We start from the raw sequence: 20,179 nt of genomic DNA, 5'->3' as shown, positions 1-20,179 counted from the left end.
GTACTCGGATCGTCCGGCACGTTCCTGCCGGGATGGGATGTTGAACTACGCATGGCTACCGTCACCTTCGACCGCGCCACCAGGCTCTACGCCGGTGCGACCACACCCGCCGTCGACGCACTCGACCTGGAGATCGCCGACGGCGAATTCCTGGTCCTCGTCGGCCCGTCCGGCTGTGGCAAGTCCACCTCGCTGCGCATGCTGGCCGGCCTCGAGGAGGTCAACGGCGGCCGGATCCTGATCGGCGACAACGACGTCACCAACGCCGAGCCCAAGGATCGCGACATCGCGATGGTGTTCCAGAACTACGCGCTCTACCCGCACATGTCGGTCGCGGAGAACATGGGCTTCGCGCTGAAGCTGGCCAAGGTGTCCAAGGCCGAGCGCGACCAGCGCGTGCTGGAGGCGGCCAAGCTGCTCGACCTCGAGCAGTACCTCGACCGCAAGCCCAAGGCGCTGTCGGGCGGTCAACGTCAGCGCGTGGCGATGGGCCGCGCGATCGTGCGCCAGCCGCAGGTGTTCCTGATGGACGAGCCGCTGTCGAACCTCGACGCCAAGCTGCGCGTGCAGACCCGCACCCAGATCGCCCAGCTGCAGCGCAGGCTCGGCACCACCACCGTCTACGTCACCCACGACCAGGTCGAGGCCATGACGATGGGCGACCGCGTCGCCGTGCTCAAGGACGGCCTGCTGCAGCAGTGCGCCTCGCCGCGCGATCTCTATCGCGATCCGGCGAACGTGTTCGTCGCCGGGTTCATGGGCTCGCCCGCGATGAACCTGTTCACGCTGCCCGTCGCCGACGGCACGGTCACCATCGGCGGCTACCCGGTGCGGGTGCCGCGCGCGGTGGCCGACGCGGGCGAGGGCTCGGTCGTGCTCGGCATCCGGCCCGAACACCTCGAGGTGGGCAAGGGTGGGCTGCGGATGGAGGTCGACGTGGTCGAGGAGCTCGGCTCCGACGCCTACGTCTACGGTCGCGCGCTGGCCGACGGTGCGGGCGGGCAGGCCGGGGAGACCATTGTGGCGCGGGTGGATTGGCGCAGGCCGCCGGCCAGGGGCGAGCTGCTGGAGCTGACCACCGATCCCGAGCACGTGTACTTCTTCAGCGCCGTGGACGGTCGTCGGCTGCGCTGACTGCGGTCCGGGCGGGCGATCGGTGTCGCTCGCCCGGCTCCGCGCACGTCCGATTCAGCTGTGCGCGTAGTCGCTCGGCGGATGCCCTCACCTGGGCCTATGCTGACCGGGCCCCGGCATTCGCCGGGCGGGGGTCGCGACAGACGAGGTAGCGGAAAATGCGCGTAGCAGTACTCGGCACAGGGCAGGTCGGCCGTCGGCTGGCGAGCAAGCTGGTCGAGATCGGGCACACGGTGACGATGGGGTCGCGCACGGCCGACAATCCCGACGCCACCGCCTGGGCGGCCGAAACCGGCGGCGCTCACGGCACTTTCGCCGACGCGGCGGCCACCGCCGAGCTGATCGTCAACGCCACCTCCGGCACCGTCTCGCTGGCCGCGCTCACCGCGGCGGGCGCGGCGAACCTGCGCGGCAAGGTCGTCGTCGACGTGTCGAACCCGCTCGACTTCTCCCAGGGCTTCCCGCCGAAACTCGTCGTGCCCGCCGAGGGCAGCGTGGCCGAGTCGCTCCAGGCCGCCTTCCCCGACGCGTTCGTCGTGAAGACGCTCAACACCACCAACAACCAGGTGATGGTGGACCCCGGCCGGATCCCGGGCAAGCACAGCATCTTCCTCAGCGGTGACGACGCCGCCGCCAAGAAGACCGTCACCGAGGTGCTCACCGCGTTCGGCTGGGCTCCGGATCAGCTCATCGACCTGGGCCCCCTCCACACCGCCCGCAGCACCGAGCCGATGGTTCTCCTCTGGGTCAGCCTGTTCCAGGCTCTCGGCACCGAGGACGTGAACATCGGCGTCTTCACCGCCTGAGTGGTTCACCTGGCGACGACCGAGTGCGTCACCCCTCGGGGCGAGGCGATCAGGTGTCCCGGCCCTTCGCGCGCTCGGCGTCGCGGTAGCGCAGGTAGTCGGGGTTGACGCGGACGGCGAGTTGCTCGAGCGGGACCTCGGTGCCGTCGGCGCTGCGCAGTTCGGCGCGGACCGGCGCACCCGTGGTGACGTCGACCCGATGCAGGGGCGCCGGGCCGGGCTGGAGGTAGGTGTCGCCCCACTGCCACAGGGCGACCACCGCGGGCAGTAGGTCGCGGCCCATCTGGGTGAGCACGTACTCGTTGCGGGTGCGCATGCCTTCTTCCTGGTAGGGGCGCTTTTCCAGGAGCCCGGCCGCGGTGAGCTTGCGGAGCTGGCTCGCGGCGGCGGCATCGGTGATGCCGACGCGGCGGGCGAAGCCGTCGAAGCGGGTGGTGCCGTAGTACGCCTCGCGCAGGATGAGCACCGCCGAGCGCGTTCCGATCAGGTCCATGGCCCGCGCGATCGAACAGCCCGCGGTATCCCACTTGCTCAGATCGGCCAGTGGCCCTTCCATCACGGCTGCCATGACCGACATCATACCCACCTCTGACTTGAGGAGATGATAGTTAGCGCCTAAGCTGGCTATTGTTGGATAGAGTCAGCGTTGGCTCACCGTCGAAAGAGGACTCCCATGCGAGACGCGGTCATCGTCGAAGCGGTACGCACCCCCATCGGCCGGGGCAAGCCGAACGGCGCGCTCCACGACATCCATCCCGTCGACCTGCTCGCACACAGCCTGCGCGCGGTCGTCGAGCGCAGCGGCATCGACCCGGCCCTGATCGACGACGTCATCGGCGGCATCGTCACCCAGGTCGGGGAACAGGGCTCCAACATGACCCGGCGGGCCGCGCTCGCCGCCGGGTATCCCGAGTCGGTGGCGGCCACCACCGTCGACCGGCAGTGCGGCAGCAGTCAGCAAGCCATCCACTTCGCCGCCCAGGGCGTGATCGCGGGCGCCTACGACATCGTGGTGGCCGCCGGTGTGGAGTCCATGGGCCGGGTTCCCATGGGCGCCAATCTGATCGGGGCCACCGATCTGTCCGGCGTCGCCTTCACCGAGCGCTACCCGGACGGGCTGGTACCCCAGGGAATCAGCGCCGAACTGATCGCCGCGAAGTGGGGCCTGACCCGCACCCAGCTCGACGAGTTCGCGCTCGGTAGCCACGAAAAGGCCGCTCGCGCCACCAAAGACGGACTGTTCAGCGCCGAGCTGGCACCGCTGAACGGGCTCGACACCGACGAGGGCATCCGGGTCGGCTCCACGCTCGAGACGCTCGGCAAGCTGAAGCCCGCCTACTACGACCCCGCCATGGCGGCGCGTTTCCCGCAGATCGGCTGGGAGATCACGGCGGCCTCGGCCAGCCAGGTCAGCGACGGCAGCGCGGCGGTGCTCATCATGTCCGGCGAACGCGCCGCCGAGCTGGGCCTGCGCCCGCTGGCACGGCTGCACAGCTTCGCCGTCGCCGGCGACGATCCACTGCTCATGCTCACCGCGGTCATCCCCGCGACCGAGAAGGTGCTGCGCCGTTCCGGCCTGACCCTCGACGACATCGACCTGATCGAGATCAACGAGGCCTTCTCCCCGGTCGTGCTGGCCTGGGCCCAGGAAACCGGCGCCGACCCGGCCAAGGTGAACGTCAACGGCGGCGCCATCGCCCTCGGCCACCCCCTCGGCGCGTCCGGCGCCCGCCTCACCACCACTCTCGTCCACGCCCTGCACCAGCGCGGCGCCCGCTACGGCCTGCAGACGATGTGCGAAGCAGGCGGCCTCGCCAACGCCACCATCATCGAACGCCTCTGAAACCCCGCCCGGGTCGGCGTCCCGGACGCCGACCCGGGCATTCCGTCACCGTGGCGACGTACGATGACCAGGCTTGCCCCGAGCCGAAGGATCGCATCGTGTCCGAAGCGTTCGACTGGTCCACGCAATCGCTGGAAGACCAAGCCGACCGTCGCCGACACCATTCTGGTGGTCGAAGTCGTGTCACCGACAACTGTCACCGCGGACACCATCGATAAGCGCTCCGAATACGCCCGCTACGGCATTCAGCACTACTGGATCGTCCGGATGGCCAACGACGACGGACCCGCCGTGTCCATCGAGATGCTCACCCTCAACTCCGAGGGAAGGTACGTATCGAACGGATTCCGCAATCGCACCGACGATTACGCGGCGGCCATCGATACGTTGACGCCATTTCCCGTCGTACTGACCTGGGAACAGCTGGACGAGGGCATCGACTGAGACACACCGGCGGGTTCTACGATCGCGGGGTGGGTGCCGAGACGTTCGTTTATGCGATTCCGCTGCGTACGCGGTTTCGGGGGATCACCGTGCGTGAGGGGATGTTGATTCGGGGCGAATTGGGGTGGGGAGAGTTCTGCCCGTTTCCCGAGTATGACGATCGGGAGGCGGTGGGGTGGCTGGCTACCGCGGTCGAGCAGGCGACGGTGGGGTGGCCCGCGCCGGTGCGGGATCGGGTGCCGGTGAATTGCACGGTGCCCGCGGTGGACGCGGAGCGGGCCCGGCGGATCGTGCGGGAGTCGGGGTGCGCGACGGCGAAAGTGAAAGTGGCCGATCACCCGGGGTCGTTGGCGGAGGATCTGGCTCGGGTGGCGGCGGTACGGGAAGCCATCGGGGACGGGGCGATCCGGGTCGATGCCAACGCGGTGTGGGATGTCGAGACCGCGGTTCGGCACATCGGGGAGATCGACCGGGCCGCTGGTGGATTGGAGTATGTCGAACAGCCGTGCCGGACGGTCGAGGAGCTGGCCGAGGTGCGGCGGCGGGTCGACGTGCCGATCGCGGCGGACGAGTCGATCCGGCGGGCCGAGGATCCGTTGCGGGTCGCGGTGGCGGGTGCCGCGGATGTGGCGGTGCTGAAATGCACTCCGCTGGGCGGGGTACGGCGGGCGCTGGCGGTCGCCGCGGCCGCCGGGCTGCCGACCGTGGTGTCCTCAGCGTTGGAGACCAGCGTCGGCTTGGCCGCGCAGATCGCGCTGGCAGGCACCCTGCCGGATCTCGAATTTGCTTGCGGCTTGGGCACTCTCGCACTGTTCGAAGGCGATCTGGTCGCCGATTCGCTGCGCCCGGTCGGCGGCTGGCTCCCGGTGCCCACCGCCGCGCCGGAACCCGATCCGGCATTGCTCGACAAGTACCGCCACCCGGATATCGACCGGACCGCGTGGTGGTTGCGGCGGTACGAGCGGGTCAGCGCGCTGCTGTCCGCCGACCCGGGGTGGTCCATGCCGTGCCGGTGACGCCCCCGCTCACCGATCTCGGTGGTCCATCCCCTCGGCACACGCGCATCGACCCGGGCGAAGCCGAGTAGTCGACTACCCGCGACCCACGCGCCCGTCGGCGGCAGGCTCGAAGGGTGATCACCCTGCACGCGACACCGTGGAGGCGAGCGGTGGACGACAACGATCGAGGGTCCGAGCTCCGCGACCGGCTCTGGAACGACCCGGCGGTCGGTCGAGCGGCCGGTGAACGCACCGCCGCCTACGACAGCGCCGTCCTCGAGCAGTATCGGCTCTGCGTGGAGATGGCCGACCGGGTGAGCGCGCGGCGGGGGTTGGCGAACTCGTTCTTCCTGACGCTCAATACCGGCATCTTCACCCTGGTCACCGTGTTCGGGAAGTCGCCGCCCGGCGATACCGCGAGGTGGCTGGTGATTCCGTTGATCGCCGTCCTCGGGCAGTGTTTCGCCTGGTTCTACCTGGTGCGCAGCTATCGACTGCTGAACGCGGCGAAGTACCAGGTAGTGGGAGCGCTGGAGGAGCGGTTGCCCGCGTCGCCGTTCTGGAAGGGCGAGTGGTGGGCACTCGGGGAGGGGCGGGATCGGGCGCGGTACTGGCCGTTGTCGCATATCGAGCAGTGGGTGCCGGTGCTGTTCGGGGTGGCCTACGTCTCCGGGTTTCTCGCCGTCGCATTCCACTGAATGGTTGTGCACAACTTAATTGTGGGCTACATTGTTGTCATGACCGACGGACTCACCCTCGACGAGCAGCTGTGCTTTCCGCTGTACGCGGCTTCGCGGGCGATGACGGCGGTCTACCGACCGAAGCTGGAACGGCTCGGACTCACCTATCCGCAGTACCTGGTGATGCTCGCGCTCTGGGAGCGCGACGGGCGCAGCGTCGGCGAGCTCGGCAAGGCGCTCGAACTGGACTCGGGAACGTTGTCTCCACTGCTCAAGCGGTTGGAGGCGACCGGGTTCGTCGAGCGCCGGCGAGCGGCCGACGACGAACGTCGCGTCGACATCGTGCTCACCGAACACGGGCGGGGCCTGCGCGCCGAGGCGTGCCGGATCCCGGTCGAGATGGCCCAGATCGCGGGACTGTCCACCGACGAGGTCACCGCACTGCGCGGACTACTGCGCAAACTCACCGACACCCTCACAGAGAAATGAGAGCTTCCATGCAGGTCCTCTACACCGCCGAAGCCCTGGCCAGCGGCGAAGGCCGCACCGGCACCGCGCGCACCACCGACGGCAAGCTCGACGTCGTGCTCGCGCCGCCGAAGGAGATGGGCGGCGACGGCGCGGGCACCAACCCCGAGCAGCTCTTCGCGGCCGGTTACGCCGCGTGCTTCCACTCGGCGCTGCGGCTGGTCGGCAAGAAGGCGGGCGCGAACATCGCCGATTCCGCGGTCGGCGCGCAGGTTTCGATCGGCCCGAACGACAACGGCGGTTTCGGACTGGCCGTCACGCTCGAGATCACCCTGCCGCACCTGTCGCGCGAGCAGGCCCAGGCCCTGGCCGAACAGGCGCACCAGGTCTGCCCGTACTCCAACGCGACGCGCGGCAACATCGAGGTCGACCTGCAGATCGCCGAGGACTGATCCGACCCTCGAATCCCGCCGGTGCTAGACGACCGGCGGGATTCGCCGTGTTCAGGCCCCCGACGGCGGCGCGAGTGGCGGTCGGATCGACCTCAGCCGAAACGAACTCCGCAGCCGGCGAACGTCGCGCGGATCAGCAGGGCCGCTTCGGGTCCGATGACACCATCCACCAATTCGGCGTAACGAGTGCAGAATTCGGGGCCGTGCGGCACCTCCCCCGGCCCGGGGGCGAGATGGTGGGCGAGTTCGTGCAGCACTACCAGTTCACGCAACGCCCACGCGGTCACGCCGGTGTGCAGCGGGACGGCCAGCACCGCGTCGGCGGGTTCGTAGTGGGCCGCCGACGCGCCTGCTCGTGCGCGGACCCGAACCGGCACCTCGGCCCTGTCCCACCGCGCGCGCACCCAATTCAGCGCCAGCACCTTGTCCGCGTAGGACTGCACCGACTCGACCGAGGCGAAGCGTCGCTCGACGGGCAGCGTGAGCTGCGAACCGTAGACCTCGACCGTGCGGTGCCCGAACTCCTGCGCACGATCGAACACACCCCGAACCATCTGCTCGCCGTCATAGACCTTGGCCCGCTGGGTGTCTCGACGACGACCGGAATCAGGCGAGGCCACGGCCTGCTCCGGAAGACATGGGCCCGCGCCGGTCGCCCGGACCGCTCGCGGCACCCACTGACGTCGGCAGCGCCCGACGACCCGCGTCGACGGCGGGTGGCAACGCCCCGTCCGTCCGTGCGCACGGCGAGCCGACCGTCCCCCCGCCCGTCGGCAGCGGCACTGTCCGTGACGGGCGCACGATCGCAGCGTCGCTGCTCCGTCCCGGCGAACGACCGAGCAGGTCCGCTCTCATCGGCCGAGCTTCGCCCGGGCGGCGGGCAGTTCGGGTGAGGTGCCCAATCGCGCGGCGCGCCCGGCGCGGTCGCCGGCCCGGCGCGCGGCGGCCGAGTGCCCGGTGGAAGTCTGCGGCCCGCGCCAGGTGCCGCGCGCCTCGGAGGTGGCGGTGTAGAAGTCGGTGAGGGCTACTTCCTTGTCGCGCAGGGCCAGTGCGGTGCCGGTCGACTCGGCCGGGACCTGCTCGGCGACGACCTCGGCTTTCACCTCGGCCAGACGGGCGCCGACGCGGGCCGCGAAGGCCATCTGGAAGTTCAGGCGCGCGGTGACGCCGGCGACCGGCGCCTCCACCTTGCGGCGGACGGTGCGCCCGAAGCGCTTCTCGGCGACGATCTTGACGACGGTCGCCTCCCGGTAGGCGCCGGATTTGATGTAGTGATCGGACGCGCGCACCATCTGGATCAGCAGGCTCGCGTACAGGGCCTCGCAGGTGTCGATATCGGCGGCGAAACCGTAGGCGTAGACCTGCGCGGAGCTGCGGGCGACATCACAGCGCACATCGTTGGCGGCGGCGATCGCGACGAACAGCTGGACGTAGGTCCGCAGTCCCTTTCGCCCCGGTTCGCCGATCGGGATGATCCGCTGTACCGGCGTGGACCTGCGCTCGCGGTCGGCCACGTGCGACCGCGCCACGGCCAGGTCGATCGAGGATTTCGTGGCCAGGCGCTGGGCCGCGGCCAGGAACGCCTCGGCCTCGTGTTCGTTGTCGGTGGCCTCGGCCTTGCGCAGCAAACCCCCGATGCGCGAGAGCATCCGGTCGGGCGTCGACGGCGATGGACTGGTCACCCCGTCGAGAGTAGGGCACCCCACCGACTGTGATCCGTTCGCGAACTGACCGGAAAGTATGTGATTGGACAGGACGATCGGACGTGACGACCCGCCACCATGTATGTTGACCCGTGCACCGCACGGGTGTGCTGCTGCTCACGTCTCGACCCTGGAGTGTCTGCGATGGCCTTGAAGTTTGTCCCCAGAGCGACGATGGCTGCTGCCTCGATTGCGTTGCTTACCGCATCGTTCGCGAGTGCCTGCTCGAGTGACAACGGAGGCAACGCGCTCGACCAGAACCTGACCGGCCGCGGCCCGATCACCTACGTCGAAGGTAAGGACACCACCGAGACCGGTGTGGTCAAGCAGCTCATCGACCGCTGGAACGCCGCGCACCCCAACGAGCAGGTGACGTTCAAGGAGCAGTCGGCCGACGCCAACCAGCAGCACGACGACCTCGCCGAGCACTTCCGCGCCAAGCAGGACGGCTACGACGTCGTCGCCCTGGATGTGCCGTGGACCGCGGAATTCGCCGCGAAGGGCTGGATCCAGCCGCTCAAGGACACCTTCGCCATCGACACCGCGCCGCTGCTGGCGCCGACCGTGGCCAGCGCCACCTACAACGGCACCCTGTACGCGGCCCCGCGCAACACCAACGGCGGCCTGCTGTACTACCGCAAGGACCTGGTCCCCAACGCCCCGCGCACCTGGACCGAGATGCTCGGCCAGTGCCAGGTGGCGCGCGACAACAACATCGGCTGCTACGCCGGTCAGCTCGCCCCCTACGAGGGCCTGACCGTGAACACCTCCGAGGTCATCAACGCCTTCGGCGGCAGCTTCGTCGGCGCCGACGGCAAGACCCCCACCGTGAACAGCCCGGAGTCGAAGGCGGGCCTGAAGGTCCTCGTCGACGCCTACAAGAGCGGTGACATCCCCAAGGAAGCCATCACCTTCAAGGAAGGCGAGAGCGCCAGCGCGTTCGAGTCCGGCAAGCTGCTGTTCCTGCGCAACTGGCCGTACCTGTACGCCCAGGCCAACGCCGACACCTCCGCGGTGAAGGACAAGTTCGGCGTGGCCCCGCTGCCCGGCAACACCGGCGTCGGCGCGTCCACCCTGGGTGGCTACAACGCCGCGATCAGCGCGTTCTCCAAGAACAAGGCCACCGCGGCCGATTTCGTGCGCTACCTGATCAGCGAAGAGGCCCAGCAGATCATCGCCTCGGGCGCGCTGCCGTCGGTGCGCGCCTCGCTCTACGACGACCCGGCCCTGATCGCGAAGATGCCGTACCTGCCCGCGCTGAAGGAGTCCATCGCCAGCGCCGTGCCGCGTCCGGTCACCCCGTTCTATCCCGCGGTGTCGAAGGCCATCCAGGACAACGCCTATGCTGCCCTGAACGGCACGAAGTCCGTCGACGACGCTGTCGCCGGCATGCAAAAGGGCATCGAGACCGCCGGTTCGTAGCGGAGCGCGCAGCGGACCCGACCAGACCGTAGGAGAGTAGTAACGGTGTCGGATCCTTCGGGAGCCAAGCAGCGCGGGCTAGCGCTGGAACTGCGACAATCCGGCAAGGCGTGGCTGTTCGTCACGCCCGTGCTCGTCGCGCTGGCCGTGGTCATCGGGTATCCGGTGGTCCAGGCGATCATCATGTCCTTCCAGAAGGACTCCGGGATCGACCCGGCCACCGGCATGTTCGTCGAGGGCGGCGGCGCCGGGCTGAGCAACTACACGCACTGGCTGCTGCAGCAGTGCAACACGCTCGGCGGCGTCGTCGCCTGCCCGACGGGCACGCTCGGCTCCCAGTTCTGGTCGGCGGTCGGGGTCACCCTGTTCTTCACGGTGGTGACCGTGTCGCTGGAAGCGGTGCTCGGCCTCGGCATGGCCGTGGTGATGGGCAAGACCTTCCGCGGCCGGGCCCTGCTGCGCGCCGCGGTGCTGATCCCGTGGGCGATCCCCACCGCCGTCACCGCGCGGCTGTGGGAGTTCATGTTCCAGTACGACGGCGTGGTGAACCGGGTGCTCGGCACCCACATCCTGTGGACCTCCGACGTCTGGGCGTCGCGGTTCGCGGTCATCGCCGCCGACGTGTGGAAGACGACCCCGTTCATGGCGCTGCTGATTCTGGCGGGCCTGCAGGTGATTCCGGCCGACGTGTACGAGGCGGCCAAGGTCGACGGCGCGTCGGCGTGGCAGCGGTTCGTGCACATCACGCTGCCGCTGCTCAAGCCCGCGCTGCTGGTCGCGGTGCTGTTCCGCACCATGGACGCGCTGCGCATGTACGACCTGCCCGCGATCATGACGCTGGGCAACCCGTCGACGAACACCCTGTCGATCCTGGTGGTCGAGCAGGTGCGCCAAGGTCCCAACAGCGCCGCCGCGCTCTCGACGATCACCTTCCTGCTCGTCTTCGCTATCGCGTTCGTGCTGGTGAAGGTGCTGGGCGCCAACGCCGTTCGCACGCAGGAAGAACAGCGGAAGGCGAACTGATGAGCATCTCGATGACGAAAGAGGCGCCCGTCGAGCGCGCGGAGGCGCCGGTGCAGCCGGTGTCGTGGCGCAAGCGGATCGGCACCGTGCGGATGTACCTCGGCGTGCTGATCGTGCTGGTGTGGGGGCTCGGCCCGTTCTACTGGATGACGGTCGTGGCGTTCCGCGACCAGGCCTACACCTTCGACAGCACCCCGTGGCCGACCCACGTGACGCTGGACAACTTCCGCAACGCCTTCGACACCAGTCGCGGCAACAACTTCGGGCAGGCGCTGCTCAACAGCGTGATCATCGGCGCCGCCACCACCGCGGTGGCGCTGCTGCTCGGCGTGCTGGCCGCCTACGCGCTGGCCCGGATGGCGTTCGCGGGCAAGTACCTGGTCTCGGGGCTGATCCTGTCGGCCTCGATGTTCCCGGCCGTGGTGCTGGTGACGCCGCTGTTCCAGCTGTTCACCGATCTGGGCTGGATCGGCCACTACCAGGCGATGATCATCCCGAACATCTCCTTCGTGCTGCCGATGACGGTCTACATCCTGGCGTCGTTCTTCGCCGAGCTGCCCTGGGAGCTCGAGGAAGCCGCGCGCATCGACGGCGCTACCAAGTTCCAGGCGTTCCGGCTGATCATGCTGCCGCTGGCGGCGCCCGCGGTGTTCACCACGGCGATCCTGGCGTTCATCGCCTCGATCAACGAGTACCTGCTGGCCCGGCTGCTGTCGGGTGAGAAGACGCGGCCGGTGACGGTGGCGATCGCCCAGTTCTCCGGCAACGATCCGCTGGTGCAGCCGTACGCGGCGATCATGGCGGCGGGCGTGATCGTCACGGTGCCGCTGGTGATCATGGTCCTGGTGTTCCAGCGCCGGATCATCTCCGGTCTGACCGCCGGTGGCGTGAAGAGCTGATCGGTGCGGGGCGGCGCGTTCGCCGCCCCCACGCGCTCCTCCCGGGTTCCACGACGCCCGGCGGGTAGAGTCTTGCTATCGATGGCACGTCGGTACAGGTGAGTTCTTCCCCTCGCTCCGGAAGGAGATGGTCGTGGCCTCCGAGGGTGGGCGCAGGCGTTCCGGTGGGGACGCGCCGTATACCTCGATCGCCGGTTTCAAGGACCCGCTCGGCCGTGATCAACCGCCGCGCAAGGGCGCGGCGCGACGGGCCCAGGCCGCCCGGCTGGCCGCCGACGGTGACGGTGACGAACCCCGCGCGCCACGTACCAGAGGACAGAAGATCCGGCGGCTGATCCTGGCGCTGTTCGTGATCTTCGTCTGCGTGCCCGCGCTGCTGTTCTTCGCGATCTACTGGAGTTCGGAGATTCCCGAGCCCGCCGAGGTCGCGGTCGAACAGCCGGCCACCGTGCTGGCCGCCGACGGCACCACCGTGCTGACGAAATTCATCCCGCCGCAAGGCAATCGGATTCCGATCCCGCTGACCGAGGTGCCGATGCCGGTCCGCGACGCTGTACTGGCCGCCGAGGACCGCAATTTCTACACCAACCCCGGCTACTCGACGAGCGGGTTCCTGCGCGCGGCCCGCGACAACCTGCTCGGCCACGACAACGCCGGCGGCGGGTCGACCATCACCCAGCAGTACGTGAAGAACGCCTTCCTCAGCTCCGAGCGCACCGTCACTCGCAAGATGCGCGAGCTGATCATCGCGGCGAAGATGTCGCGGCAGTGGAGCAAGGACGAGATCCTCGCGGCCTATCTGAACACCATCTACTACGGGCGCGGCGCCTACGGCATCGCCGCGGCGTCGAAGGCCTACTTCGACAAGCCGGTACCCGAGTTGACCCTGGCCGAGGGCGCCGTGCTGGCCGCGGTGATCCGCTCGCCGTCGGTGCTCGATCCGGAGAACCACCTCGACCAGTTGAAGGCACGCTGGCAGTACGTGCTCGACGGCATGGTCGAGATGAAGGTGCTCGCGCCCGGCGAGCGCGACGCGACGGTGTTCCCGGCGATCATCCCGCTGCCCGAGATCCCGGCCGAACCGGTGGCGCTCGGGCCGGAGGGACACATCCGCACTCAGGTGATGCGCGAGCTGCGCGCGGCGGGCCTGACCGACGCCGACATCAACACCGGCGCATTGCAGATCACCACCACCATCGACCCCGTGGCGCAGGCGGGCGCCGTCGACACCGTGCGGCAGCGGCTCGAATGGCAGCCGCCGGAATTGCGCGCCGCCGTCGTCTCGATCGACCCGCGCAGCGGCGCCGTGCGCGCCTACTACGGCGGCGAGACCGGCACGGGCTTCGACTTCGCCCAGGCGCCGTTGCAGACCGGGTCGTCGTTCAAGGTGTTCGCGCTCGTCGCGGCACAGCGCCAGGGCATCCCGCCGACCAGGGCGATCGACAGCTCTCCCGTCGTCGACCGCGGCACCACGATCACCAACGCCGACGGCGACTCGTGCGGCCGCTGCGCACTCACCGAAGCGCTCAAACGCTCACTGAACACCAGCTTCTACCGGCTCACCATGACGATGGCCGACGGCCCGCGCTCGATCGCCGAGGCCGCCCATCTGGCGGGCATTCCCGAGCGCATTCCCGGCCTCGACGTCGAAACCCTCACCGAGGCGGGCGAAGCGCCGCTCAACGGGATCGTGCTCGGTCAGTATCTGGTGCGTCCCTTGGACATGGCCTCGGCGTACGCGACGCTGGCGGCGTCGGGCGTCTATCACCAGCCGTATTTCGTGCAGCGGGTCGTCACCGGCGACGGGCGGGTGCTGATCGATCGCGGCGCACCGGAAAACCGGGTGGGCAAACAACTTCCGGAGCCCGAGCAGCGGATCACCGCGGCCATCGCCGACGCCACGACCCAGGCGATGACGCCGATCGCCAACTATTCCAACGGACACGGGCTGGCCGAGGGCAGGCCCTCGGCGGCGAAGACCGGCACCACCCAGCTCGGCGAGACCAAGGACAACAAGGACGCCTGGATGATCGGCTACACGCCGTCGCTGTCCACGGCGGTGTGGGTGGGCACCGAACAGCCGCAGCCGCTGCGCAGCGGGCGCGGCGGCGCGATCTGGGGATCCGGTCTGCCCTCGGACATCTGGAAGCAGGTGATGGACACCGCGCTGGCGGGCACGCCGATCGAGCAGTTCCCCACACCCGCGATGACCGGCGGCGGCGGGCTGATTCCGGGACCGGCGCCCGCGCCGGCGGCGCCGGGCGGCAGCAGCCCCTACGACATCCTCAACCCGCCGACGAACGCGCCGCGCAGTCCGGCGCCGGAGCTCATCACCCCGCCGTCCTCGACCGGCACCCCGCGCAACCCGGCGCCGGTGATCATCATCCCGCCCGCGCCGCGCCCGGCCACCCCGGGCGAATTGTTCCCCGGACTGGGCGGTGACGGCGGTCGATAGATCACGGATTGGCCACCCGGACCCCACACCCCGACGGACGTGGCAACATCGTTGGCCAGAGCGCGAACCAGCCCGACCAGTCGGCACCGCCGGTTTGCCGCGACGCGACGGCGCGTCGAACGATCCCGGCGCAAAACCTGTCATATCGATGCGGGAAGATATGCGCTCGAGCGACGACGAGACTAGACATAGGGGCTACGCAGGTGGATTTCAATGTCGTTGACCGTCCCGAGACGCTGATCGCGGGCACAGTGCTCCGCAGTCCGGCGCTCGCCGTGGAGGGGCCACGCCGCGCGAAGGTGGTGGAGGCGTGGCAGCACCTGCTGGCGAGACCGCAGTTACCGGGACCGATCGCGACGGGGTACGTCGATTTCGCGTCGGAAATCAATTCCTACCTGACCCATATCGTCGGCTACGAATGCAAGACCCTCGCCGATCTCCAGGTCGGTGACGTGCTCGCCCGCATCCCGGCGGGCCGCTACGCCCTCTTCTCCGCCACCGGCGACAACCGCGGCGACACCATCGTCGCGCTGTGGCGCCAGATCTGGGACGCCGAGGCCGCCGGGGAGTTCGAGCGCGCCTACGCGGGCGACTACGAGCAGTATCCGGACGAGCGCACGGTCGAGATCTACGTCTCGCTGACCGCGGAGCAGGGGGACGAGTAGCCATGACCGTCGATTTCGAGATCGTCACCCTGGAAGACGGGCTGATCGCGGGACTCACCGTGCCGCTGGCCGGTCGCGAGGTGACCGCGCGCGACCTGGACCTGGTGAACTTCACCTGGGACCGGTACCTGTCCAGGGAGAAGACGGTCCCCCGCGCCGCGGCCTATATCGGCCAGAACGATCACGCCGTGGCCGTGCTGGGCTACGAGGTCGCCGGGCTCGACGACATCGACGAAGGCGACGTACTCACCCGCATCCCCGCGGGCCGCTACGCCAAGTTCGTCGTCTCCGACAAGCCCTACGACCTCCTGCGCACAGCGTGGGCCCAGGTCATCAAGGCGGAGAACGCGGGCACCATCACCCGCTCGCACACCGCCGAACTCGAGCGCTACACCGGCCCGACGAGCGTCGAGGTCTACGTCTCGCTCGATTGACATATGACTAAGGCCGGGTCACAGGGAAAACACCCTGTGACCCGGCCTTAGTCATCGAGCAACCAGCCACGACCCGACCTCGAGGAGGGTCCGCCGCGCAGCGGCGGTCGCGGCCGTCCCGCCGATCAGGCGCCGGTGCGCAGGCGACGAAGGAGCAAGCACCGGTGCCTGATCGGCGGGACAGAAGGGGCCGCGACTCGAGCGCGCCAGCGCTCCAACTACTCCGCGCCGATGATGAACGCCTCGAGCTGGGTGCGCGCGACGTCGTCGGCGATCTGCTCCGGCGGGGACTTCATCAGGTAGGCCGAAGCCGGGATGACGGGTCCGCCGATGCCGCGGTCCTTGGCGATCTTGGCGGCGCGCACGGCGTCGATGATGATGCCCGCCGAGTTCGGCGAGTCCCACACCTCGAGCTTGTACTCCAGGTTCAGCGGGGCGTCACCGAAGGCGCGGCCCTCGAGGCGGACGTAGGCCCACTTACGGTCGTCGAGCCACTCCACGTAGTCCGAGGGACCGATGTGGACGTTGCGGTCGTGGACCTTGCCCGCGAGCGAACCGGTGAGGTTCGAGGTCACGGCCTGGGTCTTGGAGACCTTCTTCGACTCCAGCCGATCACGCTCGAGCATGTTCTTGAAGTCCATGTTGCCGCCGACGTTGAGCTGGTAGGTGCGGTCGAGCACCACGCCGCGGTCCTCGAACAGCTTGGCCATCACGCGGTGGGTGATGGTCGCGCCGACCTGGGACTTGATGTCGTCACCGACGATCGGGACACCGGCGTCGACGAACTTCTGCGCCCAGACCGGGTCGGAGGCGATGAACACCGGCAGCGCGTTGACGAAGGCGACGTTCGCGTCGATGGCGCACTGGGCGTAGAACTTGTCGGCCTCTTCCGAGCCGACCGGCAGGTAGGACACCAGCACGTCGACCTGGGCGTCCTTGAGCGCCTGCACGACGTCGACGGCCGGGGCCTCGGACTGCTCGATGGTCATCGCGTAGTACTTGCCGATGCCGTCGAGGGTCGGGCCACGCTGGACGCTGACGCCGGTGGGCGGCACGTCGGAGATCTTGATGGTGTTGTTCTCGCTGGCGAAGATCGCCTCGGCCAGGTCGAAGCCGACCTTCTTGGCGTCGACGTCGAACGCGGCAACGAACTTCACGTCCTTGACGTGATAGGGACCGAACTTGACGTGCATGAGCCCGGGAACGGTGGCGTTCTCATCGGCGTCCTTGTAGTACTGCACGCCCTGCACCAGCGACGATGCGCAGTTGCCCACACCGACGATCGCGACGCGAACCTCGCCGGACCCAACCTTGTTGACATCACTCATGGCCGCTCTTTCCCTCTTTCTGTGGTGCCGCCTTCGTCGATTGCTCCGCCGCAATCAACTCGTTGAGCCAGCGCACTTCGCGCTCGCTTGATTCCAATCCGAGCTGGTGGAGCTGACGGGTGTAGCGATCCAGCGAGCCGCTGGCCTTCTTGATCGCCTCCCGCAGTCCCTCTCGGCGCTCCTCGACCTGACGCCGCCGACCCTCCAGGATCCGCATCCTCGCCTCGGCGGGGGTGCGGCTGAAGAAGGCCAGGTGAACGCCGAAGCCGTCATCGGTGTAGTTCTGCGGACCGGTGTCGGCGAGGAGTTCGTTGAAACGTTCCCGCCCGACCGGCGTCAGCCGGTAGACGCGGCGCGCTCGGCGCGCGATCGCGCCCTCCGGAAGCTCCTCGGCGATCAACCCGTCGGTCTGCATCCTGCGCAGGGTCGGGTAGAGCGAACCGTAGGAGAAGGCCCGGAACGCTCCGAGCAGGCCCGTCAGCCGCTTGCGCAGCTCGTAACCGTGCATGGGCGCGTCCAGGAGCAGGCCGAGAATCGCCAATTCGAGCACTCGCCGACCTCACTCCCTGACTATGTCGGCCTGACAGGCCGAGCGGACCTAACCGATGGATGCGAGTTCCAACTATATCGGAGCGATATAACAAGGCATAGCGCAATGACGCACATCACTGCGTCAGCGCTGGTGAGACGGCCTGCTCGGGGCTAGGCGGGGTACACGGCGATGGGCTCGCCGTTGAGCCGGATCTTCAGATAGCCGCTCTGTTCGGCCTCGTTCTTGACGTAGATGCTGATCTCCGGCTCGGCGTCCTTGCCGCCGCCGGGTGGGTACCTGACCAGCACGTGCGAGACCCAGCCGTTGGGGACCCGGGTGGTCTGGGAGGCGCCCGACATCAGCCGGGCGTAACGGGCGATGTCGACGCCGGCCAGGTCGAACGACTTGGTGTCGGGCGGGCGGCTGCCCTGCGAACCCCACGCCTTGAAGTCGCCGCGATACTGCAGCTCGTCCTGCTTGCCCGGTCGCCCGGAATCCCGTTCGACCAGGGCGTACTCGGGGTACAACGTCAGCTCGTCGGCGACGGTGCTGCCGTATTCGGTGCGGTAGGCGGCGAGGAAGTGCGCGAATCCGTTGCCGGTGGTGAGGTCGGGCAGCGGGTCGCCGAAGGCGGCCTCGCCCGCGGTGCGGCCGATCAGGCCCGCGCCCGCACCGAGCAGCGCGGCCAGCACCACCGCGCCGACCGGGATCCACCAGCGCCGGGGTGCGCGCGGCACGCCCCTGGCGACCGGGGTCGCGGCCAGGCTGCCCGGTACCTGCAGGTCGTCGACGAGCCGGTCGAGGGCGCCGAAGGTCTCGGCCCGCATCGCGGTCGCGGTGCGCTTGTCGTGTTCGGTGGCGGTCAGCTGGCCGTCGGCCAGGGCGGCGTCGAGCAGGGCGCACACGTCGGCGCGGTCGGCATCGCGGGCCCGCAGGTTCTTCGCGGGAGACGGGGTCTTCATTGCTCGGTCATCCTTTGTACGGGTAGGTCGCGAGTACTTCGCCCGACAGCGCGAGGACGAAATGCCCCGACTGGGCGACCTCGTTGCGCACGAAGATCGTGATCCCCGGCCGTCCCACCCAGCTGTCGTTCGCGATCCGGAAGTGGGTGACCGCGCCGTTGGGCACCTGGGCGGTGGCGGCCGCGTTCGTCAGCGCCGCGCCGAGGGCCTCGGCGTTCACCTGGGCCAGATCGATGTCGAGCGCGTCGCGTTTGCGGGTGCTGACCTGCGAATTCGACCGGGCGAAGCCGCCACGGTAGGTGTAGTCGGCGGTCCAGTCGGCGTTGCCGGGCGCGCGCCGCACGGCCGAGGCGTGCTCCTCGTGCAGGACGGCCTCGTCGACCAGGGTGTCACCGAACTTGACCCGGTAGTCGTCGCGGAACTGGACGAACCCGACGAGGGTGGTGAGCGTCGGCGTGGGGATCACCAGGGGTGGTGCGGCGTTGTAGTTGATCGCCTCCGCCGCGACCACCGCGGGCGCCGGTTCGTCCGGGCGCACCGTCCACACGAAGCAGCCGATCCCCACCACCGCGACCGCCGCGATCGTGGCGATGCGGAAGGTGTTGCGCGCCTTCGGCTTCACCGGCGCCACCGGGCGCTGCTGCAATTCGGCAACCAGGGTGGACAGATCACCCAGAGTGCGTGCTTCCGAAGCCAATTCGGTGAGCGCGGCGTGCTCGTCGGCAGCGAGCTGGCCGTCGGCCCGCGCCGCGTCCAGGGCCGCGGTCGTGCGGGCCCGGTCGGCGTCGCGGGCTCTGGTCCGGGCGGGGTACTCACCGGAGTGCCTGCGGCCGAAACGCTTCCGCTCGATCGCACCCTGACCACCGAAAACAGCGGGTGATTGCAGGTCGGCGGTCAGCCTTTCCAGCTCCCCGAGGGTCCGCGCCGACGCGGCGCGAGCCGTGCGGTCGTGGTACTCCTGCGCGCCCAACTGGCCCTCGGCGTAGGCCGCGTCAAGCACGGTCGACACCTGCGCGCGATCGATATCACGCGCCCTCGTCACGGAATCGGCGGCGCTGCGCGCCTGCCTGGAATCAGCCATCGTTCTGGCTCGCCTCACCTGCGGAAATACCCGGGCCGACCCCGGTATCGGGAGTTTACGACGAGACCACCGATGCAGCGGTGCCACCGGCACCGCAAATCAATCCCGGCTACTCTGGTGATCGTGCGAATTCAGCGGCAGGTAGTCGACTATGCGCTCCGGCGCAGGTCGCTGCTGGCTGACGTCTACGCGGGCCGGGTCGGCGTCGCCGAGGTGTGCGACGCGAATCCGTACCTGCTCCGGGCCGCCAAGTTCCACGGCCGGGGTAGCGAGGTGACCTGCCCGATCTGCCGGAAAGAGCAGCTGACCTTGGTGTCATGGGTGTACGGCGACGGACTCGGCCAGGCGGCCGGCTCCGCGCGGACGCCCGAGGAGCTGATCCGGATGGCAGAGTCGAGCGAGGAGTTCTCGGTGCATGTCGTCGAGGTGTGCCGCTCGTGCAGCTGGAACCACCTGGTGCAGTCGTATGTGCTCGGTTCGGCGCCCGCGCCGGCCCGGCGCCGGACGAGTTCGCGAGCGGGGCGGCGCTCTGCTGCCGAGTAATGGGGCTGCCGAGCAATGGGCCGCCGAATGACCGGCCGCCGGGCGACGGCGGCCACCGCTTGATGCGCCACAGTTCGGGGTGCAAGGTATCCGCGCCGGTTCTCCGGCGCGGATGTCGTGTGCCGGTTGAACCTTACGAGTTATGGAGATCTGGTCAGTGAGTTCGCCCTACGAGTCCTCCCCCTTCGGCGATGATCCGCACGGCGGCCGTCCGGCTCGGGGTTCGCAGCCGGGTCTCCCTCCCCAGCCGGGTGACCGGCCGGGTCCGCCGCCGCGCCGGCCGATGCCGCCCGCCGGGCCGGGCCCC

General features: G+C 69.0%; 22 protein-coding genes. 15 read left to right on the top strand and 7 right to left on the bottom strand.

Features of this window, described 5'->3' with window-relative positions; all coding sequences use genetic code 11:
- Positions 1 to 51 precede the first annotated feature (51 nt).
- Together ugpC and V8688_RS08480 are read left to right on the top strand one after the other, a co-directional pair.
- A complete protein-coding gene (gene ugpC, locus V8688_RS08485) occupies positions 52 to 1,134 on the top strand; it encodes a sn-glycerol-3-phosphate ABC transporter ATP-binding protein UgpC (protein WP_218718572.1) in 1,083 nt (360 codons plus the stop codon).
- 158 nt (positions 1,135 to 1,292) lie between these two features.
- Entirely contained in the window at positions 1,293 to 1,940 is a 648-nt protein-coding gene (locus tag V8688_RS08480; protein WP_342800556.1) for an NAD(P)-binding domain-containing protein, read from the top strand.
- Positions 1,941 to 1,989: 49 nt separating this feature from the next.
- On the opposite strand, the gene V8688_RS08475 is transcribed toward V8688_RS08480, so the two are convergent.
- Positions 1,990 to 2,520: a helix-turn-helix domain-containing protein gene (locus V8688_RS08475; protein ID WP_342800555.1), complete on the bottom strand. Its 531-nt coding sequence runs from the start codon at positions 2,518 to 2,520 to the stop codon at positions 1,990 to 1,992.
- Positions 2,521 to 2,613: 93 nt separating this feature from the next.
- Here V8688_RS08475 and V8688_RS08470 point away from each other — a divergent pair, with 93 nt between their 5' ends.
- The 6 genes from V8688_RS08470 (at position 2,614) to V8688_RS08445 (ending at position 6,825) form a co-directional block, all read left to right on the top strand.
- The gene (locus V8688_RS08470; RefSeq protein ID WP_342800554.1) at positions 2,614 to 3,783 is read left to right on the top strand and encodes a thiolase family protein; all 1,170 of its coding nucleotides are present in this window, start codon (positions 2,614 to 2,616) and stop codon (positions 3,781 to 3,783) included.
- A gap of 63 nt (positions 3,784 to 3,846) precedes the next feature.
- Positions 3,847 to 4,227, top strand: coding sequence for a Uma2 family endonuclease (locus V8688_RS08465; protein WP_316573033.1), 381 nt, complete (start codon positions 3,847 to 3,849; stop codon positions 4,225 to 4,227).
- A 29-nt stretch (positions 4,228 to 4,256) separates the two neighbouring features.
- Entirely contained in the window at positions 4,257 to 5,243 is a 987-nt protein-coding gene (locus V8688_RS08460) for an o-succinylbenzoate synthase (protein WP_342800553.1), read from the top strand.
- A 152-nt stretch (positions 5,244 to 5,395) separates the two neighbouring features.
- Positions 5,396 to 5,923 (top strand): hypothetical protein, encoded by a 528-nt coding sequence (locus tag V8688_RS08455; RefSeq protein WP_342800552.1) that lies wholly within the window; start codon positions 5,396 to 5,398, stop codon positions 5,921 to 5,923.
- A 39-nt stretch (positions 5,924 to 5,962) separates the two neighbouring features.
- Positions 5,963 to 6,394 carry a MarR family transcriptional regulator gene (locus V8688_RS08450; RefSeq protein ID WP_218718579.1) on the top strand — a complete coding sequence of 144 codons (432 nt, stop codon included), beginning with the start codon at positions 5,963 to 5,965 and terminating at the stop codon, positions 6,392 to 6,394.
- Positions 6,395 to 6,402: 8 nt separating this feature from the next.
- Positions 6,403 to 6,825, top strand: coding sequence for an organic hydroperoxide resistance protein (locus V8688_RS08445; RefSeq protein ID WP_218718580.1), 423 nt, complete (start codon positions 6,403 to 6,405; stop codon positions 6,823 to 6,825).
- A gap of 92 nt (positions 6,826 to 6,917) precedes the next feature.
- On the opposite strand, the gene V8688_RS08440 is transcribed toward V8688_RS08445, so the two are convergent.
- Together V8688_RS08440 and V8688_RS08435 are read right to left on the bottom strand one after the other, a co-directional pair.
- A complete protein-coding gene (locus V8688_RS08440) occupies positions 6,918 to 7,445 on the bottom strand; it encodes a TIGR04338 family metallohydrolase (RefSeq protein ID WP_342800551.1) in 528 nt (175 codons plus the stop codon).
- 231 nt (positions 7,446 to 7,676) lie between these two features.
- Positions 7,677 to 8,474 carry a DUF2786 domain-containing protein gene (locus V8688_RS08435; protein ID WP_218718596.1) on the bottom strand — a complete coding sequence of 266 codons (798 nt, stop codon included), beginning with the start codon at positions 8,472 to 8,474 and terminating at the stop codon, positions 7,677 to 7,679.
- Between the two features lie 198 nt (positions 8,475 to 8,672).
- On the opposite strand from V8688_RS08435, the gene V8688_RS08430 reads away from it, so the two are divergent.
- The 6 genes from V8688_RS08430 to V8688_RS08405 all read left to right on the top strand — a co-directional run bounded on the left by V8688_RS08430 (position 8,673) and on the right by V8688_RS08405 (position 15,426).
- On the top strand, positions 8,673 to 9,950 hold the full coding sequence (locus V8688_RS08430) for an ABC transporter substrate-binding protein (protein ID WP_218718582.1): 1,278 nt from the start codon (positions 8,673 to 8,675) through the stop codon (positions 9,948 to 9,950).
- An 84-nt stretch (positions 9,951 to 10,034) separates the two neighbouring features.
- Complete coding sequence (locus V8688_RS08425) at positions 10,035 to 10,973, top strand: sugar ABC transporter permease (protein ID WP_255587777.1); 939 nt, start codon at positions 10,035 to 10,037, stop codon at positions 10,971 to 10,973.
- Positions 10,974 to 11,065: 92 nt separating this feature from the next.
- The gene (locus V8688_RS08420; protein ID WP_255587778.1) at positions 11,066 to 11,872 is read left to right on the top strand and encodes a carbohydrate ABC transporter permease; all 807 of its coding nucleotides are present in this window, start codon (positions 11,066 to 11,068) and stop codon (positions 11,870 to 11,872) included.
- A 127-nt stretch (positions 11,873 to 11,999) separates the two neighbouring features.
- A complete protein-coding gene (locus V8688_RS08415; protein ID WP_342800550.1) occupies positions 12,000 to 14,327 on the top strand; it encodes a transglycosylase domain-containing protein in 2,328 nt (775 codons plus the stop codon).
- 203 nt (positions 14,328 to 14,530) lie between these two features.
- Complete coding sequence (locus V8688_RS08410) at positions 14,531 to 14,992, top strand: GyrI-like domain-containing protein (protein ID WP_218718586.1); 462 nt, start codon at positions 14,531 to 14,533, stop codon at positions 14,990 to 14,992.
- Positions 14,993 to 14,994: 2 nt separating this feature from the next.
- The gene (locus V8688_RS08405; protein ID WP_218718587.1) at positions 14,995 to 15,426 is read left to right on the top strand and encodes a GyrI-like domain-containing protein; all 432 of its coding nucleotides are present in this window, start codon (positions 14,995 to 14,997) and stop codon (positions 15,424 to 15,426) included.
- A 218-nt stretch (positions 15,427 to 15,644) separates the two neighbouring features.
- Here the strand turns inward: V8688_RS08405 and V8688_RS08400 are convergent, their stop codons facing one another.
- The 4 genes from V8688_RS08400 to V8688_RS08385 all read right to left on the bottom strand — a co-directional run bounded on the left by V8688_RS08400 (position 15,645) and on the right by V8688_RS08385 (position 19,329).
- Positions 15,645 to 16,754 carry an inositol-3-phosphate synthase gene (locus V8688_RS08400; protein ID WP_218718588.1) on the bottom strand — a complete coding sequence of 370 codons (1,110 nt, stop codon included), beginning with the start codon at positions 16,752 to 16,754 and terminating at the stop codon, positions 15,645 to 15,647.
- Positions 16,747 to 17,304, bottom strand: coding sequence for a PadR family transcriptional regulator (locus V8688_RS08395; RefSeq protein ID WP_189031469.1), 558 nt, complete (start codon positions 17,302 to 17,304; stop codon positions 16,747 to 16,749). Before V8688_RS08395 ends, V8688_RS08400 begins: the two co-directional genes overlap by 8 nt.
- A 152-nt stretch (positions 17,305 to 17,456) precedes the next feature.
- Positions 17,457 to 18,248: a DUF1707 domain-containing protein gene (locus tag V8688_RS08390; protein WP_218718589.1), complete on the bottom strand. Its 792-nt coding sequence runs from the start codon at positions 18,246 to 18,248 to the stop codon at positions 17,457 to 17,459.
- Between the two features lie 7 nt (positions 18,249 to 18,255).
- Positions 18,256 to 19,329: a DUF1707 domain-containing protein gene (locus V8688_RS08385; RefSeq protein WP_342800549.1), complete on the bottom strand. Its 1,074-nt coding sequence runs from the start codon at positions 19,327 to 19,329 to the stop codon at positions 18,256 to 18,258.
- A gap of 123 nt (positions 19,330 to 19,452) precedes the next feature.
- On the opposite strand from V8688_RS08385, the gene V8688_RS08380 reads away from it, so the two are divergent.
- Positions 19,453 to 19,872, top strand: coding sequence for a DUF5318 domain-containing protein (locus V8688_RS08380; protein WP_218718591.1), 420 nt, complete (start codon positions 19,453 to 19,455; stop codon positions 19,870 to 19,872).
- Positions 19,873 to 20,179 lie beyond the last annotated feature (307 nt).

Origin of the sequence: Nocardia sp. No.11, from assembly GCF_038752175.1 — a bacterium.
GTDB lineage: Bacteria > Actinomycetota > Actinomycetes > Mycobacteriales > Mycobacteriaceae > Nocardia > Nocardia canadensis.
This window is presented reverse-complemented; position numbering and strand designations above follow the sequence as displayed.